Annotated in this window: 12 protein-coding genes; 7 read left to right on the forward strand and 5 right to left on the reverse strand. The window is 59.6% G+C overall.

The window, feature by feature from the left end; genetic code table 11:
- The first annotated feature begins 56 nt into the window (after window positions 1-56).
- The 5 genes from C2E19_RS20850 to C2E19_RS20870 all read left to right on the forward strand — a co-directional run bounded on the left by C2E19_RS20850 (window position 57) and on the right by C2E19_RS20870 (window position 10,231).
- Window positions 57-1,220, forward strand: a complete 1,164-nt coding sequence (locus C2E19_RS20850) for an EAL domain-containing protein (protein WP_129394885.1) — start codon at window positions 57-59, stop codon at window positions 1,218-1,220.
- A 69-nt stretch (window positions 1,221-1,289) separates the two neighbouring features.
- Window positions 1,290-2,618, forward strand: a complete 1,329-nt coding sequence (locus C2E19_RS20855; protein WP_129394886.1) for a deoxyguanosinetriphosphate triphosphohydrolase — start codon at window positions 1,290-1,292, stop codon at window positions 2,616-2,618.
- A gap of 341 nt (window positions 2,619-2,959) precedes the next feature.
- A complete protein-coding gene (locus C2E19_RS20860; protein ID WP_064391377.1) occupies window positions 2,960-3,586 on the forward strand; it encodes a response regulator transcription factor in 627 nt (208 codons plus the stop codon).
- Window positions 3,587-3,594: 8 nt separating this feature from the next.
- Window positions 3,595-7,236 carry a transporter substrate-binding domain-containing protein gene (locus tag C2E19_RS20865; protein WP_129394887.1) on the forward strand — a complete coding sequence of 1,214 codons (3,642 nt, stop codon included), beginning with the start codon at window positions 3,595-3,597 and terminating at the stop codon, window positions 7,234-7,236.
- A gap of 49 nt (window positions 7,237-7,285) precedes the next feature.
- Entirely contained in the window at window positions 7,286-10,231 is a 2,946-nt protein-coding gene (locus tag C2E19_RS20870; protein WP_129394888.1) for an HD domain-containing phosphohydrolase, read from the forward strand.
- Here C2E19_RS20870 and C2E19_RS20875 read toward each other — a convergent pair whose 3' ends face one another.
- Entirely contained in the window at window positions 10,232-10,714 is a 483-nt protein-coding gene (locus tag C2E19_RS20875; protein ID WP_129394889.1) for a GAF domain-containing protein, read from the reverse strand. It lies immediately after the preceding gene.
- Window positions 10,711-11,601, reverse strand: coding sequence for an ATP-binding protein (locus tag C2E19_RS20880; RefSeq protein WP_129394890.1), 891 nt, complete (start codon window positions 11,599-11,601; stop codon window positions 10,711-10,713). The genes C2E19_RS20875 and C2E19_RS20880 overlap by 4 nt, the downstream gene beginning before the upstream one ends.
- 166 nt (window positions 11,602-11,767) lie before the next feature.
- Here C2E19_RS20880 and C2E19_RS20885 point away from each other — a divergent pair, with 166 nt between their 5' ends.
- On the forward strand, window positions 11,768-14,089 hold the full coding sequence (locus tag C2E19_RS20885; protein ID WP_129394891.1) for a response regulator: 2,322 nt from the start codon (window positions 11,768-11,770) through the stop codon (window positions 14,087-14,089).
- Here C2E19_RS20885 and C2E19_RS20890 read toward each other — a convergent pair.
- The 3 genes from C2E19_RS20890 to msrB form a co-directional block, all read right to left on the reverse strand.
- Window positions 14,073-14,534, reverse strand: a complete 462-nt coding sequence (locus C2E19_RS20890) for a MarR family winged helix-turn-helix transcriptional regulator (RefSeq protein WP_129394892.1) — start codon at window positions 14,532-14,534, stop codon at window positions 14,073-14,075. The genes C2E19_RS20885 and C2E19_RS20890 overlap by 17 nt on opposite strands.
- Entirely contained in the window at window positions 14,531-15,016 is a 486-nt protein-coding gene (locus C2E19_RS20895) for a glutathione peroxidase (protein ID WP_129394893.1), read from the reverse strand. The genes C2E19_RS20890 and C2E19_RS20895 overlap by 4 nt, the downstream gene beginning before the upstream one ends.
- A 316-nt stretch (window positions 15,017-15,332) precedes the next feature.
- The gene (gene msrB, locus C2E19_RS20900; RefSeq protein ID WP_129394894.1) at window positions 15,333-15,728 is read right to left on the reverse strand and encodes a peptide-methionine (R)-S-oxide reductase MsrB; all 396 of its coding nucleotides are present in this window, start codon (window positions 15,726-15,728) and stop codon (window positions 15,333-15,335) included.
- A gap of 227 nt (window positions 15,729-15,955) precedes the next feature.
- Between msrB and C2E19_RS20905 the strand changes: the two genes are divergently transcribed.
- A complete protein-coding gene (locus tag C2E19_RS20905) occupies window positions 15,956-17,167 on the forward strand; it encodes a pyridoxal phosphate-dependent aminotransferase (protein ID WP_003226761.1) in 1,212 nt (403 codons plus the stop codon).
- Window positions 17,168-17,244: the final 77 nt, after the last annotated feature.

Below are 17,244 nucleotides of genomic sequence, written 5' to 3' on the forward strand. Positions count from 1 at the left end.
GCGCGCCTACCCGGTCGGCGGGGTTCAACCAGAACAAGAACGACTAAGGAGGCCTCGTGATCGACGGGCAACCGCTCGCCTGCTTTCAGCCTTTCATCGATACCGCCACCGGACGTATTGCAGGCGTCGAAGCATTGGGCCGCCTGCGCCAGCCTGATGGTCAACTGACGTCGGTCGGGCCGCTGTTCGCCGACCCGCGCATGCCAGCCATCGCCTTACGCCGCCTCGACCGGCAGATCCGCGCCAATGCCATAAGCCGTCTGCATGAAGCGCCGGCAGACTGGTTTCTCAGCCTCAACATGTCGCCGCGCTGGATCAGCCGTCTGCGCCCGGACCAGGCCCTGCCCAGTCTCAAGCAACTGGCGCGACACAACGTCGATCCGCAACGCATCGTGTTCGAAATCACTGAACTGGGCGGCAACGGCCAACGTCTGGCCGAGGTCGTTGCGCGTTATCGCGATGCTGGCGCGAGAATCGCCATTGACGATTTTGGTGCCGGCTATTCACAACTTGATCGCGTACTGGCGCTGCAACCGGACATCCTCAAACTCGACATGCGCCTGTTCCAGGCCGCCGCCCTTGGCGGGCCGAGCAGTGAGGTGGTCAAGGCACTCGCGCAGATGGCCGAGAAAACCGGCTGCTGGATCATCGCCGAAGGGGTAGAGACCGAAGCGCAACTGAATTTCGCCCTCGAATGCGGATCACGTTACGTGCAGGGTTTTCTCTTCGCCCGCGCGCAGGAAGCGTTCTTTGCCACCGATGCTTTCGTGCCGCGCTTCGCCGAACTGCGCCAGCGCTATGTGCAACAGAAACTCGCCGAGCGCGGACGTTTGATGCAGATGCGCCAGCAACTCGGCGAATTGATGGCCATCCTGCAAGGCTGGGCCGGGGCGCATGCACCGCTCAGTGCACTGCCGCAACTGGAAGCCTTTCCCTGGCTGCTGCGCTTTTACCAGTGCGACCGCCACGGCACGCAACTGACCCCAAACCTGGAGTGGCGACACAACGGCTGGGTCGCCGATAACCGCTATCTGGGCCACAACTGGTCATGGCGTCCGTACTTCTATCACCTGCTCGCCGAGGGCTGGGAGGAGCGGCGCCTGACGCTGTCCAACACCTACCGCGACGCCACCAGCAATCAGTATTGCCTGACGGCCGGGCAGTTTTTCGATAACGGCGAGCGGCTGCTGTTGATCGACATTGACGCCGCAGGGTTGTAGTTCCGCTTGCAGGCATGCGCACGAACCGGGAAGCTAGGGCAACAGTCATCCTGACGGAGAGAATCAGCCTTGGATTGGCAAACCCTGCTCAACCGCGAACGCCTCGGCAAGCCGCTGCACAGCCCGCAAGAACTCGGCCGCAGCCCTTTTCACAAAGACCACGACCGCATCATCTTCTCCGGTGCCTTCCGCCGCCTGGGCCGCAAGACCCAAGTGCACCCGGTGTCGAGCAACGACCATATTCACACGCGTCTGACCCACTCGCTGGAAGTCAGTTGCGTGGGTCGTTCGCTGGGCATGCGGGTCGGCGAAACCCTGCGCAGCGCCCTGCCCGACTGGTGCGACCCGAGTGATCTGGGCATGGTGGTGCAATCGGCGTGTCTGGCCCACGACATCGGCAACCCGCCCTTCGGTCACTCCGGTGAAGATGCCATTCGCCACTGGTTCCAACAGGCGGCCGGGCGTGGCTGGCTCGATGCAATGAGCGAAGCCGAGCGCGGTGACTTCCTCAATTTCGAAGGCAACGCTCAAGGCTTTCGGGTACTGACTCAACTGGAATATCACCAGTTCGACGGTGGCACTCGCCTGACCTACGCGACCCTCGGCACGTATTTGAAGTATCCGTGGACGGCACGTCACGCTGACTCGCTCGGTTACAAGAAGCACAAGTTCGGCTGCTACCAGAGCGAGCTGCCGCTGCTCGAACAGATCGCCCACAAACTGGGTCTGCCGCAACTGGAAGATCAACGTTGGGCACGCCATCCGCTGGTTTATCTGATGGAGGCCGCCGACGACATCTGCTATGCGCTGATCGATCTGGAAGACGGTCTGGAAATGGAGTTGCTCGAGTACGCCGAAGTCGAGTCGCTGCTGCTCGGGCTGGTCGGCGATGACCTGCCGGAGACTTACCGTCAGCTCGGCCCGCAGGATTCCCGCCGGCGCAAACTGGCGATTCTGCGCGGCAAGGCCATCGAGCATTTGACCAATGCGGCGGCGCGAGCATTCGTCGAGCAACAAGACGCACTGCTCGCCGGTACTCTGCACGGCGATCTGGTCGAACACATGCACGGTCCGGCCAAACGCTGCGTGTTGAACGCCAAGGACATTGCCCGCAAGAAGATCTTTCAGGATAAACGCAAGACGCTGCATGAAATCGGCGCCTACACCACGCTGGAGATCCTCCTCAACGCGTTTTGCGGTGCGGCACTCGAGCAGCACAATGGTCGTACGCCGTCGTTCAAGAGCCGCCGCATCCTCGACCTGCTGGGAAACAACGCACCTGACCCGCATGGGCCGCTGCACGCGTCGTTCCTGCGCATGATCGATTTCATCGCCGGCATGACCGACAGTTACGCCAGCGACATGGCGCTGGAAATGACCGGTCGCTCCAGTCACTGACAATGTTCGTCTCGACCGTCCAGCCTGCGCTGGTCGGTTGAGTGCGGGTGTCGTGAGTAGTCATCGCCCGCCCAGGAACCCATGTGTCTCTCAAAAAGCTTTCAAAAACTTTCCTGAAACATTAATAAACATCTACCCGATATCTTTAAACAATTTAGAACAGCCCTATAAACATACAAACCCCACACTTCCTAATGCTACACCTAGTTCAACCGTAGTCGAATTCCCTTAAGTGTGTAGGAATAATCCTATATTGCCGCTAGAGCCACCTCAGTTCATGCGAGCGCTCATTCATCTGAGCTAAGGTGCGCGCTTTATTCGCGTACGTATGGGATTTGATTATGAACTCCGTTTTTATTGTCGATGATCACCCCGTCATCCGACTTGCCGTTCGAATGCTGCTGGAGCACGAAGGCTACAAGGTCGTTGGCGAAACCGATAATGGGGTCGATGCCATGCAAATGGTCCGCGAATGCATGCCCGATCTGGTCATTCTCGACATCAGTATCCCCAAGCTCGATGGGCTGGAGGTTCTCGCTCGTTTCAACGCCATGAGCACCCCGCTCAAGACCCTCGTACTGACCGCCCAGTGCCCGACTCTCTTCGGTATTCGCTGCATGCAGTCCGGCGCATCCGGTTACGTGTGCAAGGAAGAAGACCTCAGTGAACTGGTCAGCGCCATCAAGGCAGTTCTTTCCGGTTACAACTATTTCCCCAGCCAGGCACTCAATCCGGTACGCAGCGACGATATACGTTATGCCGAACTTGAACTGTTCAAATCCGTCAATGACCGCGAACTTATGGTCTTGCAGTTATTTGCCCAAGGCCGTACTAACAAGGAAATTGCCAAAGGCATGTTCCTCAGTAACAAGACCGTCAGCACTTACAAAAAACGCCTGATGCAAAAACTCAAAGCCAAGTCTCTGGTGGAACTTATCGAGATGGCCAAACGTAACGCATTAGTGTGAGAGCCCGCATGCCCATTCGCTTTGTCCATCTTGCCGGACTGATTGCAGGCCTGTTTCTGAGTACACAGGTTCTGGCCTCCCTCCTCACCCCGCACAGCTATGTCCTGCGGAGCCGGTCGACGTTCGAATTGATGCCAGTGCCCCTCGATGCCTCACAACGGCAATGGTTGCAGGGACGGCATGAACTGATCCTGGGCACCTCCGCCCCGGATTATCCACCGTTCGACATGACATCAAGCGGGCGCGACTACGAGGGCTTCACCGCGGACTACGCCGGTTTCCTCGGCCAGGCCACCGGCCTGCCGATCCGCATCGAGCGCTTCGCCTCCCGGGATGCGGCCCTGGAGGCGCTGCTGGCGGGCCAGGTCGACATGCTCGGCAGCGCCAACGGATTCGAAGCGAGCAACCCCGACATCGTCCTTTCCATCCCCTACGCCATCGATCAACCGGTGCTGGTGACCCGGGAAGACGAGACCCGTTCGCTGACCGAAGGGCTGGCCGGATTGCGTCTGAGCATGGTCTATCACTACTTGCCGCAAGAAGAAGTCAAAGCCCTGTACCCGAAGGCCATTCTCACTTCCTACCCGTCCTATCAGAATGCGATCAACGCGGTAGCATTTGACCAGGCCGACGTGTTTCTCGGCGACACCATTTCCACCCACTACATGATCAACAAGGGTTACCTGAACAACATTCGCATGGCCAACTTCGGCAAACAGGAAGCCCATGGCTTCAGCTTTGCCGTACACACTGGCAACGGGCAACTGCTGAACATCATCAACACCGTACTCAATGCTGTTCCGCGCAGTGAACGCGACAGTATTGCGAAACGCTGGAGTGCCGGCAGCGATATCCTGCTGACCGACCAGAAGTTGCAATTGACCCGTAATGAAGAAGAATGGCTCAAACAGCACCCGGTGATTCGAGTGGTGGTGAACGACGCCCTCGCTCCGCTGACATTTTTCGACAGCGACGGCAATTTCCGGGGCATCACCGCCGACCTGCTCGAACTGCTGCGCCTGCGCACCGGACTACGCTTCGACATTCGCCGCAGTCGCAGCGACGACGCAATGATCGAGCAGGTCAGGCTGCATCAAGCCGATCTGATCGCTGCCCTGCTACCGAGTCCGCAACGTGAGAAGCGCCTGCAATTCAGCCGCCCCTACCTGGAAAACTCCTATGTTTTACTGACGCGCAAAGCCGCTGACAGCCCTTCGCATCTGAGTCAGCTCAAGGATAAGTACCTGGCGATCGCCCAGGGCAGTCCCTTGACCGATTACCTGCGCCGCGAGTTTCCACACATCGAAGTCATTGAAACGTCCGATACCTTCAGCGCCGCGACCTTGCTTGCCGAGGGCAAGGTTGATGGCGCCGTCAGTTCGCTGGTGATTGCCAACTATCTGATTTCATCGCGCATCTTCGAACACCCCTTGCAGATCACTACCACCCTTGGCACACGTCAGGCAGCGTTTTCACTGGCCATCGCGCGAGGCAATACCGAGCTGGGATCGATCCTCGACAAGGCACTGCTGAGCATCACGCCCGAAGAACTGGGCGTGATCAACAGTCGCTGGCGGGGTTTCTCGACAGCGGCGCAAAGTAACTGGCGGCATTACCAGCGCCTGTTCTATCAAGTGATTGGTGGTGCCTGCCTGCTGCTGTTGTTGTCATTGCTCTGGAACGCTTACATGCGTCGACAGATCAAGCAACGCAAGATGGCCGAACGGGCCTTGAATGATCAATTCGAATTCATGAGTTCGCTGGTCAACGGCACGCCCCATCCCATCTATGTGCGTGATTGCCAGGGTTTGCTGCAGAGCTGCAACGACAGCTACCTTGATGCGTTCAATGCCAAACGCGAAGACGTCATCGGCAAAAATGTCATGCAAGGCACGCTGAGCAACGCGTTCGAAGCCCAGACATATCAGGCGGACTACCAACGGGTGGTAGCTGAAGGTACGCCGCTGGTACTTGATCGTCCGTTGCATATCGGTACCCGACGCTTGACGATCTATCACTGGATATTGCCCTACCGCGACTCCAGCGGCGAAGTCAAAGGCATCATCGGTGGCTGGATCGACATCAGCGAGCGCCGCCAACTGTTCGATGAACTGCGCCTGGCCAAGGAACAGGCGGATGACGCCAATCGCGCCAAAAGCACCTTTCTGGCGACCATGAGCCACGAGATCCGCACGCCGATGAATGCGGTGATCGGCATGCTCGAACTGACCCTCAAGCGCATGGACCAACAGCACCCGGACCGATCGTCAATCGATACCGCCTACCACTCGGCCAAGGATCTGCTGGGACTGATCGGCGATATCCTCGATATCGCCAGAATCGAGTCTGGCCGCCTGAGCCTGAGCCCGGAACGGGTCAACCTGGTTGAAACGGTGGCGTCGGTGGCGAGAATCTTCGATGGCCTCGCCCGACAGAAAAACCTCCCCCTGACACTGACCGTCAATCCACCCGAACTGGACGTCGACGTTCATCTGGACCCGATGCGCTTCAAGCAGGTGCTGTCGAACCTGATCAGCAACGCCATCAAGTTCACCGAACACGGACGCATCCGTATCGACCTCGACATACTGCCCGGCGGCACACCCGAACTCTCACTGATCCAGTTGACGATTCAGGACACCGGCGTCGGTATCAGCGCCGAAGACCAGCAACGACTGTTCGAACCTTTTTCCCAGGCCGACAACGCTCAACAGCAAAGCCGTGGCGGCGCAGGCCTCGGCCTGTTCATCAGTCGCAGCCTCTGCGAAATGATGGGTGGCCGGTTGCAATTGTGCAGTCAGCCCGGCATCGGCACCCAGGTCTGCCTGTCCATGCCGCTACAGACGCTACCCAGCGAAGTGAGCACCGCACGGCGCGAGCCGCCGATCCGGGTGACTTTCGCGCCGTTGAACATATTGGTGGTCGATGACCATCCGGCCAATCGCCTATTGATGTGCCAGCAACTGGAGTACCTGGGGCACCGCTTCAGCCTGGCCGAAGAGGGTCGAAGCGGTCTGGAGAAATGGCAGACCGGCAATTTCGATCTGGTCATCGCCGACTGCAATATGCCGGTAATGAACGGCTATGAGCTGACCCGAGCGATTCGCCAGCAGGAGCAACTGACCGGGAAACCACCGTGTACCGTGCTGGGTTTCACGGCCAACGCGCAACCCGAGGAAATCCAGCGCTGCAAACAGGCCGGCATGAACGACTGCCTGTTCAAACCGCTGAGCCTTAGCGCGCTGAGCCACTGGGTCAACGAACTCAAGCCGGCCTTCCCGGCACCAACCTTCAACCTTGAAGGCTTCAGTCAGCTCACGGGGGATAACCCGGTGCAGATCCAGCGTCTGCTCCGCGAACTGCTCAACAGCAGCCGGCTTGATCGCCAGGAACTGCTGGCCTTGTCGCCGCACTCCGACCGCGAGGCGTTGATCGTGACGGCGCACAAGATCAAGGGCGCCGCGCGGATCGCCCAGGCCTCGCGCCTGATCGCCTGTTGCGAAGCACTGGAGCAAGCCTGCGTACAAGTGCAGTCCGCAGCCACCATCGCTCAACACTGCAAAACCACCGACGCGGCGATACTTGAACTGGAGCAGGCATTGCAGCAACAGCTGGAGCAGAACCATAAAAGCAGAATGACCGAGCCTTAACTATGCTTGGGCGCTGAGCAGTGTGTTTATCCCCCATGGAGAGTCAGCAATGCCCAGCCCACTGCGCACGGATCAACGCCGGTTCCCTCTGCACGTGCATATCAGCGTGATGTTCACCTTCCTGATGTTGCTGACCGCAGTGGTGCTGGGGCTGTTCAATTACAGCCAGACGACCCGCATCATTCTTTCGAGCAGTGAGCATCTGTTCAATCGCATCGAACAGGATGTGCGCCTGGATCTGCACGCCACGTACCAGCCGATCCGCCACTTGTTGAGCCTTTTGGCCGACTACCCCGCGGCCCAGGCAACTGATCTGCAACAGCGTCTGACTCTGCTCAAACCCTTCAGCCAGTCGCTCAAGGACAACCCTGACCTCGCCTCGCTTTACCTCGGCTATGGCAATGGCGACTTCTTCATGGTGCGGGCCTTGCGCAGCGAGGCCTTGAAGACCCAGCTCAAGGCGCCGCCGGCAGCGGTGTATCAAGTCTGGAGCATCGAGCACGACGGCAGCGCCGGCACCCGCTCGCAGTCATTGTTTTTCGATCAGGGCCTGTCGCTCCTCGCCCGCCAGGACAACCCCGATGACAGTTACGATCCACGCAGCCGCGATTGGTACAGCAACGCCCGGGAAAGTGGCGACCAGATCACCACCGAACCCTATGTGTTTTTCTCCACTCACAATGTCGGTACCACCCTGGCCCGGCGCAGCGCTGACACGACGGTCATCGGCGCCGACCTGACCCTCGCCGCGCTCTCGGCGACGCTGATCAAGCACGTGGTGACGCCGAACACCGAGATCATCCTGTTCGACGCCGAAGGCAATGCCGTGGCCTGGCCGGACAGCAGCCGACTGATCGTCGACGACCGCACCGCGCGCCTGGCCAAGGCTGCCGACTTGAGCCCGCGCCTGCGTGCCTTGTTGTCCGGCGAGCAGCACGGCAATCGCATAAAAGTCGATGGCCGCCCCTGGATCGTCGCCCGCAGCAGCTTGCAGGAGGGCGGGCCGCAAGGCCTGCAAATGGCCTTGCTGGTGCCGGAGGATGAATTGCTCGTCGACGCTTATCGCATGCGCTGGCAAGGCGCGCTGATAACCCTGGCAACGTTGCTGTTGTGCCTGCCGTTGGGCTGGCTGATTTCGCGCACACTGGTCAAACCCTTGCACGCTCTGGTCAAGGAAGCCGATGCGATTCGCAGTTTCGACTTCAATTTCCCGGTGACCCGGCGCTCGCCCGTGCTGGAAGTTGACCAACTGAGTCTGTCGATGGCGCGCATGAAGGACACCCTGGCGAGCTTCTTCCGCATCACCGACAGTCTGTGCGCCGAAACCCGCTTCGCGCCGTTGCTGCAACGGGTGCTGTTCGAGACGGTGCAGATCGCCCAGGCACAGGCGGGCCTGATTTATTTGCGCGAGAGCGATGGCAGCCGCATGGAGCCTTACGGATTGGTGATCGATGACACCCCGCAAACCCTGGAAACTTTCGACATTCAGGGCCACGACCTGCAAACGAGCCAGGGCCCGGCATGGTTCGAGGAACTGGTGCACGCCGACAATGTGGTCACCAACCTCGGTTTCGAGCAGGCCAGAGACCTGCAAAAAGTATTGCTCGCGATGACGTCCCCGCGCGTGCATCTGATCGGCATACGCCTGCGCAACCGCCACAACGAAACGATTGGCCTGTTGATTTTGCTGGTCAATGACAGCGGCACGCCTGCCGATCTGGAAAAACTGCGCCCCGACCGTATCGCCTTCCTGCAAGCGGTATCCGGCGCGGCGGCAGTGAGTATCGAAAGCCAGCGCCTGCAAGCGAAACAGAAACAGTTGCTGGACGCTTTCATTCAATTGCTCGCCGGCGCTATCGATGCCAAAAGTCCGTACACCGGCGGCCACTGTCAGCGCGTGCCGGAGCTGACCCTGATGCTCGCCCAGGCTGCGGCGGCCAGCCAGGCACCGGCGTTCAGCACCTACCAGCCCACCGAGGATGACTGGGAAGCCTTGCACATTGCGGCGTGGCTGCACGATTGCGGCAAGGTCACGACGCCGGAATACGTGGTCGACAAAGCCACCAAGCTGGAAACCATCAACGACCGCATCCACGAGATTCGCACCCGCTTCGAGGTGCTCAAGCGCGATGCCTGGATCGATTACTGGCAAGCGCTGGCCAAGGGCGCAGACGAGGTGGCATTGCGCGACCTGCGGGATGCCACACTGGCTGCGCTGGACGCAGACTTCGCCTTTGTCGCCCGTTGCAATCTGGGCGGCGAAGCCATGGCCGAAGCCGATCTGCAACGCCTCGATAAGCTTGCCCGACGGACCTGGACGCGCACGCTGGATGATCGATTGGGCGTGTCGTGGGACGAAAACCGCCGTCAGGCCCGCACGCCTGCGCCGACCCTGCCGGTCAGCGAATCGCTGCTGGCAGACAAGCCCGAACATCTGCTTGAACGAGACAAGAACGAGTTGATACCCGAAGACAATCCATGGGGTTTCAAACTGGATGTACCGCGCTACAAATACAATCGTGGCGAGCTGTACAACCTGAGCATCACCCGTGGCACGCTGACCCGCGAAGAGCGCTACATCATCAATCACCACATGGTGCAGACGATCATGATGCTCAGTCACTTGCCCTTCCCCGGCCACCTCGAGAGCATCGCCGAAATCGCCGGCGGCCATCATGAAAAGATGGACGGCAGTGGTTACCCGAAACGCTTGAAACGCGAAGAAATGAGCCTGCCGGCAAGGATGATGGCGATCGCCGATATTTTCGAAGCGCTGACCGCAGCCGATCGGCCCTACAAGAAGGCCAAGTCGCTGAGCGAAGCGTTAGGGATCATGGCGACGATGTGCCGCGAGGCGCACATCGATGCACAACTGTTCGGCTTGTTCGTCAACGAGGGTGTGTACCTGCAATACGCCGCACGTTTTCTCGACCCACAGCAAATCGACGCAGTGGATCCGGCCAGCCTGTTGCACAAGGCTGGCCTCACCGCATGATCAGCAGTCGGTCAGACGCAGGAAGATCGACGCCAGTTGTTCGATGCCGGCCTGATCGTCGGCGCCGAAACGCGCCAGTTTCGGGCTGTCCAGATCGAGAACAGCGACCAGGCGGCCGTCCTTGACCAACGGCACGACCAACTCACTGTTCGACGCGCTGTCGCAGGCGATGTGCCCGGGAAACGCGTGCACATCTTCGACCCGCTGGGTTTGCCGAGTGGCCGCCGCCGCGCCGCACACGCCACGACCGAATGGAATGCGCACGCAGGCGATTTGCCCCTGAAACGGGCCGAGCACCAGTTCTTCGTTGCGATTGAGGTAGAAACCGGCCCAGTTCAGATCATCGAGCTGGTTGAACAGGAACGCCGAAAACTGCGCAGCGTTGGCGATAAAATCGCGCTCGTCAGCCAGCAGCGACTCCAGTTGAGCGGCCAACATGCCATAGCCTTCGAGGCCCTGGCCGCTTTGTTGCAAATCAATCATGCCTTGTGCTCCAACAATTTCAGTCCCACCCAGTATCGGGCGAATTGATACGCGCAACGTCCGTTGCGATTACCGCGGCCGGTGGCCCAACGCACGGCAAGGATGTCCAGCTCTTCGTCGCGCTGCCAGCTCAGGCCGGCCTTGGCGGCCAGTTGGCCGATCCAGTGTTCGACGACGTCGAGGAAGTGTTCTTGAGTAAACGGGTAAAACGACAGCCACAAGCCGAATCGATCCGACAGGGCGATCTTGTCTTCGACGGCTTCGCTTGGGTGCAGCTCGCCATCTACACGTTTCCAGTTTTCGTTGTCGCTTTCCTTTTCCGGCACCAGATGGCGGCGGTTGGAGGTCGCGTAGAGCAAAACGTTATCCGGCGCCTGCTCGAGCGAACCGTCGAGCACGCTTTTCAGGACGCGGTAATCGCCTTCACCGGACTCGAACGACAAGTCATCGCAAAACAGCACGAAGCGTTGTGGCAGTTTACCGATCTGCTCGACCACGCGGGGCAGGTCAGCCAGATGGTCGCGCTCGATTTCGATCAGGCGCAGGCCGGATTTGGCGTGTTCGGCGAGCAGCGCCCGTACCAGCGAGGATTTGCCGGTACCGCGCGAGCCCCAGAGCAATGCGTGGTTGGCCGGCATGCCGTCAAGGAATTGCTGAGTGTTGCGGCCCAATTGCTCAAGTTGACGGTCGACACCAATCAGGTCGGACAGACGCATGTCGAGGCTGACTTCCAGCGGCAGCAGATACCCGCTGCGCCCGTCACGCTGCCAGCGCGCAGCCAGGCAGGTGCCCCAGTCAATGACGGGACGCGATGCCGGCAACAGCGGTTCGATTCGCGCCAGAACCGATTCGGCGCGCTCAAGAAAAGCATTCAATCGGGAATCCACGTCTTCTCCTCGGGCATTTTCAAAGTGATGATGGTAACCCTGCGACGGCAAACGGATTTAAACCCCCGCGCCGGGCCTTGTTACAAGGCGATTCGGGAACCTCGGTATCCATACATGATCGACTATGCTTGAGCAGCGAAGGGAAACGGAAGTGGTTCAACACCCCATGGATATCAAATTCACCCACCGGCTGTCTTACAAGCAAGCCAGGCTTACTGTGCTGGTCGGGTTCATTTTGGGCACGCTGCTCAGCCTGCTGCAAATCGGCATCGATTATGCCAGTGAAGACGCCTCCATCAATCGTGAAATCCTGTCTTTGCTGGAAATCAGCCATAACCCGGCATCGCGCATTGCCTACAACATCGACGCCGAACTGGCACAGGAACTCACGCTGGGTTTGCTACGTTCGCCGGCGATCATCTCTGCGCAACTGACCGACAACAACGGTACGGTGCTGGCCAGTGTCAAACGCCCCGAACTGCAGAGCAGCTATCGGGTGATCAGCGACTTCCTGTTTGGCGCCAAGCGGCAGTTCGAAGACCGCCTCTATCTTGATCACTTGCCCAACGAATCTCTGGGTGTCTTGAGCCTTGAAGTCGACACTTATGCTTTCGGCAGCCGTTTTCTGCGCCGCGCGGAAATCACCCTCCTCAACGGTTTTGCCCGCAGCCTGATCCTGACCGGAATCCTGCTCGCGCTGTTTTACGTCATGTTGACCAAACCACTGGTGCGGGTGATCCGCGAACTCAGCGGGCGTGACCCTCGCTCCGCCGAGCCAACAACTCTGGAGTGTCCGGCCGGGCACGGCAATGACGAGATCGGCGTGCTGGTCAAAGTTGCCAACCAGCAGTTCGAAAACATTGCCACCGAGATCCAGCAACGCCGCAACGCCGAAAATCGCCTGACCGACTATCTCGGCCAACTGGAAAACATCGTCTCGGCGCGCACCGCTGAACTCAAGGCGATCAACGCCCGGCTCAGCCAGTCCAACCAGGAACTCGAAGTTGCGCGCAGCACCGCGCTGGAAATGGCCGAAGCGCGCTCGGCCTTCCTCGCCAACATGAGCCATGAAATCCGCACGCCGCTCAACGGTTTACTGGGGATGATCGCGCTGTCGCTCGACGGCCCGCTGAACGCCGAGCAACAGCAACAGCTGTCGATTGCCCATGACTCCGGCAAGGTGCTGGTGGAGTTGCTCAACGATATTCTCGACCTGTCCAAGTTCGACGCCGGGCAACTGGAGCTGGAAAATATTCCGTTCGATCTCGGCTCACTGATCGAAGACACGGCCAACCTGCTGTCGCAGAATGCCGCGCCGAGCGTTGAGCTGACTTGCCTGATCGATCCGCACTTCCCCGCTCTGGTACTGGGCGATCCGACCCGGGTTCGGCAGATTGTCAGCAACCTGCTGTCCAACGCGCTGAAGTTCACCCGTTTCGGCCGCGTCGATGTGCGCCTGTCGGCATACAAGGACGGCGTGCGCATCGAAGTCTGCGACACCGGGATCGGCATCGCCCAGGATGCGCAGGTGAAAATATTCCAGCCGTTCACCCAGGCCGGCGCCGGGATTACCCGCCAGTACGGCGGCACCGGGCTGGGACTGGCGCTGACCTACAACCTCTGCGAGGCCATGCAGGGACGTCTGACCATCAGCTCCGAGACCGGTTTTGGCAGTCAGTTCTGCGCCGAGTTGCCACTTCCCTGCCACACCCGCGCGCTGGCCCCGGCGCCACTGCACGGCAAAGTACTGGCAATCACGGCGGGCAGCAGCGGCCTGGCCGAGTTGCTGCAAAGCGTGCTGCCGGTTTGGGGCCTCGAGTATGAACAGCGGACCATCGACGATTCGCTCCTGGGCCTGACGCCAGACGTGCTGATTACCGACTGTCCGGAATGTCTGTTCGGCTTGCGACCGACCCTCGTCGCGCCGATTCTGCTGGTGACCGCCTACGGCAGTTTCCTGCCCAGCGAAGAGGCTGCCGCCCTCGCGCCTTTGCAGCAACAGGCACGACCGTTGGCGCGTAATGCGCTCTATCAGAATCTGCGTCGCACCCTGCAACCGGACACCACCACGATCAACGATGCGCGTCTGGAGTCTTCACCCAGCGTGCGGCGTGGGCGGGTGTTGCTGGTCGAGGACAACCCGGTCAATCAATTGGTGGCCAAGGGCATGCTCGGCAAGCTCGGCTGCGAGGTCGTGGTCGCCGCGCATGGCGCCGAAGCGCTGGATCAGTTGGAGTATCACGAGTTCGACATGGTCCTGATGGACTGCAACATGCCGGTCATGGACGGCTACGAAGCCAGCCGGCAGATTCGCCAGAGCGGACGCTGGCCGAGTCTGCCGATTGTCGCCCTGACCGCCAACGCCATGTCCGAAGAGCGCGAACGCTGCCGGGCGGCGGGCATGAGCGACTATCTGGCGAAACCGTTCCGCCGCGAGGAACTGGCGGCACTGCTGGATCAATGGATTCCGTCTACGACAGCGCTTTGATCTGCCCCAACAGTTGATCGAGGCCGTTGCGCAGGTCATTGAGCCGGTCCAGATCCACACCGCTGTCGCACAGCAGCCGGGCTTTCAGCGGCCCGACCTGCTCGCGCAACGCCTGGCCGGCAGACGTCAGACTCAAATGCACTTCCCGCTCATCACGGGCCGAGCGCCGCCGTTGCACCAGTTGCAACTGCTCAAGGCGCTTGAGCAATGGCGTCAGTGTGCCGGAGTCGAGCGCCAGGCGTTCGCCCAAAGCCTTGACCGTCGGTTGCTCCGGCGCGGCGTCCTGCCACTCCCACAACACCAGCATCGCCAGATATTGCGGATAGGTCAGGCCGAGTTGATCGAGCATCGGCTTGTACGCACGAATCACTGCCCGGGACGCGGCATACAATTTGAAGCACAACTGACTGTCGAGCTTCAGCGAATCGACCGACAGATTGTTCATTTGAGCAGGGCTTCGATCTCGCGGCTCAGGTCCTGCGGCTTGGTTGCCGGGGCGAAGCGCTTGACCAACTGGCCGTCCTTGCCGATCAGGAACTTGGTGAAATTCCACTTGATGCCTTGAGAGCCGAGTACGCCCGGCGCACGTTTCTTCAACTGCACGAACAGCGGATGGGCTCCGGCACCGTTGACGTCGATCTTCTTGAACAGCGGGAAGCTGACACCGAAGTTCAACTCGCAGAATTCGCTGATTGCGCCTTCGTTGCCCGGCTCCTGCTTGCCGAACTGGTTGCAAGGAAAGCCCAGCACCACCAGACCCTGATCCTTGTAGGTCTGCCAGAGTTGTTCAAGGCCTTTGTACTGTGGGGTGAAACCGCATTTGCTCGCCGTGTTGACCACCAGCACGGCTTTGCCGGCGAAATCGGCCAGGGTCTTTTGCTCGCCTTTGATGGTGGTGCACGGAATATTCAGCAGGTTGTCGCTCATGAGACAGGCTCCGCAGATAATCGGGAAAGGCCAAACATAGCGAGCAATTAAATTGTGTGCAATTTAATTAATAGGAACACCCTCGTGTAGGAGCTGCCGAAGGCTGCGATCTTTTGATCCTGTCTTTAAAAAGCAAATCAAAAGATCGCAGCCTTCGGCAGCTCCTACAGGGGTCGATCGAACGGTCCGACAGGCGTGCGATCGTCGAATTGATCGCACCGTCCGAAAGGCGTGCGATCGTGGAGTTGATCGCACCGTCCGGCGGAATGCGATGGTGGGATTGATCGGACCGCCCGACAGGCGTGCGATTGTGGGTTTATTCGCGCGGTTCGAGGTTCAGGCACACCGAGTTGATGCAATAACGCAGGCCGGTGGGCGGCGGGCCGTCCGGGAACACATGACCCAGATGCGCGTCGCAGCGGGCGCACTTCACTTCGGTACGGATCATGCCGTGGCTGACATCGCGGATTTCGGTCATCGCGCTTTTGCCGATCGGCTCATAAAAGCTCGGCCAGCCACAACCGGAGTCGAATTTGGCTTTGGAGTCGAACAATGCTTCGTTGCAGCAGACGCAGTGGTAAACACCGTCGGTTTTGGTGGCGTTGTATTTGCCGGAGAACGGTCGCTCGGTCGCACTGAGGCGGCAAACCTCGTACTGCTGCGGATCGAGCATGGCTTTCCATTCTTCCAGGGTTTTTTCCAACTTTTCCATCATCACACCTCAGCGGCTGAAAAAGCCCGATCTGTACCTTTTCCACGGATCGGGTGGCACGTATGATTGCGCCTTGTTTTGACGCCAGTCTGGCAGCCACGTTACACGCACTCAAACGGATTTTTTGCAGCGTTGAGTGCCGGCAACCGATTGGCGTGCATATGCAGGATTCCCAGTACGGTAGTTCATACAGCGTCTGGATCGTTCATTTTCGGGATCACATCGCCATGCAGTTCAGCAAATCGAACAAGCTCGCCAACGTCTGCTACGACATTCGCGGCCCGGTGCTCAAGCACGCCAAACGACTGGAAGAGGAAGGCCAGCGCATCCTCAAGCTGAACATCGGCAACCCGGCGCCGTTTGGTTTCGAGGCGCCGGACGAAATTCTTCAGGATGTGATCCGCAACCTGCCGACCGCGCAAGGCTACAGCGACTCCAAAGGTCTGTTCAGCGCGCGCAAGGCGGTGATGCAGTATTACCAGCAAAAGAATGTTGAAGGTGTCGGCATCGAAGACATCTATCTGGGCAACGGCGTGTCCGAGCTGATCGTGATGTCGTTGCAGGCGCTGCTCAACAACGGCGACGAAGTGCTGGTTCCGGCGCCGGATTATCCACTGTGGACCGCCGCCGTCAGTCTGGCCGGTGGTAATGCCGTGCATTACCTGTGCGACGAAGGCGCCGACTGGTTCCCGGATCTGGCCGACATCAAGGCCAAGATCACCCCGAACACCAAAGCCATGGTGATCATCAACCCGAACAACCCGACCGGTGCGGTGTATTCCAAGGAAGTGCTGCTGGGCATGCTGGAAATCGCCCGTGCGCACAACCTGGTGGTGTTCTCCGACGAGATCTACGACAAGATCCTCTATGACGATGCCGTGCACATCTGCACCGCGTCGTTGGCGCCCGACCTGCTCTGCCTGACCTTCAACGGTCTGTCGAAGTCCTACCGTGTGGCCGGTTTCCGCTCCGGCTGGATCGCCATCTCCGGGCCGAAACACAACGCCCAGAGCTACATCGAAGGCATCGACATGCTAGCCAACATGCGCCTGTGCGCCAACGTGCCAAGCCAGCATGCCATCCAGACCGCACTCGGTGGCTATCAGAGCATCAACGATCTGGTGCTGCCGCAAGGTCGTTTGCTGGAACAGCGCAACCGTACTTGGGAGCTGCTCAACGACATTCCGGGCGTCAGCTGCGTCAAGCCGATGGGTGCGCTCTACGCCTTCCCGCGCATTGACCCGAAGGTCTGCCCGATCCACAACGACGAGAAGTTCGTTCTCGACCTGCTGCTTTCCGAGAAGCTGCTGGTCGTTCAGGGCACCGCGTTCAACTGGCCGTGGCCGGATCACTTCCGTGTGGTCACCCTGCCCCGCGTCGACGACCTGGAAATGGCCATCGGCCGCATCGGCAACTTCCTCAAGTCCTACCGCCAGTAACTGGCCAGCAGTGCGCGACGTCCCGAACGTCGCGCACTGTCTGATTCAGCAACACTTCTGTGATCCGCGCCTGCACA

The sequence above is a fragment of the Pseudomonas sp. DTU12.3 genome (genome assembly GCF_004124275.1).
GTDB lineage: Bacteria > Pseudomonadota > Gammaproteobacteria > Pseudomonadales > Pseudomonadaceae > Aquipseudomonas > Aquipseudomonas helmanticensis.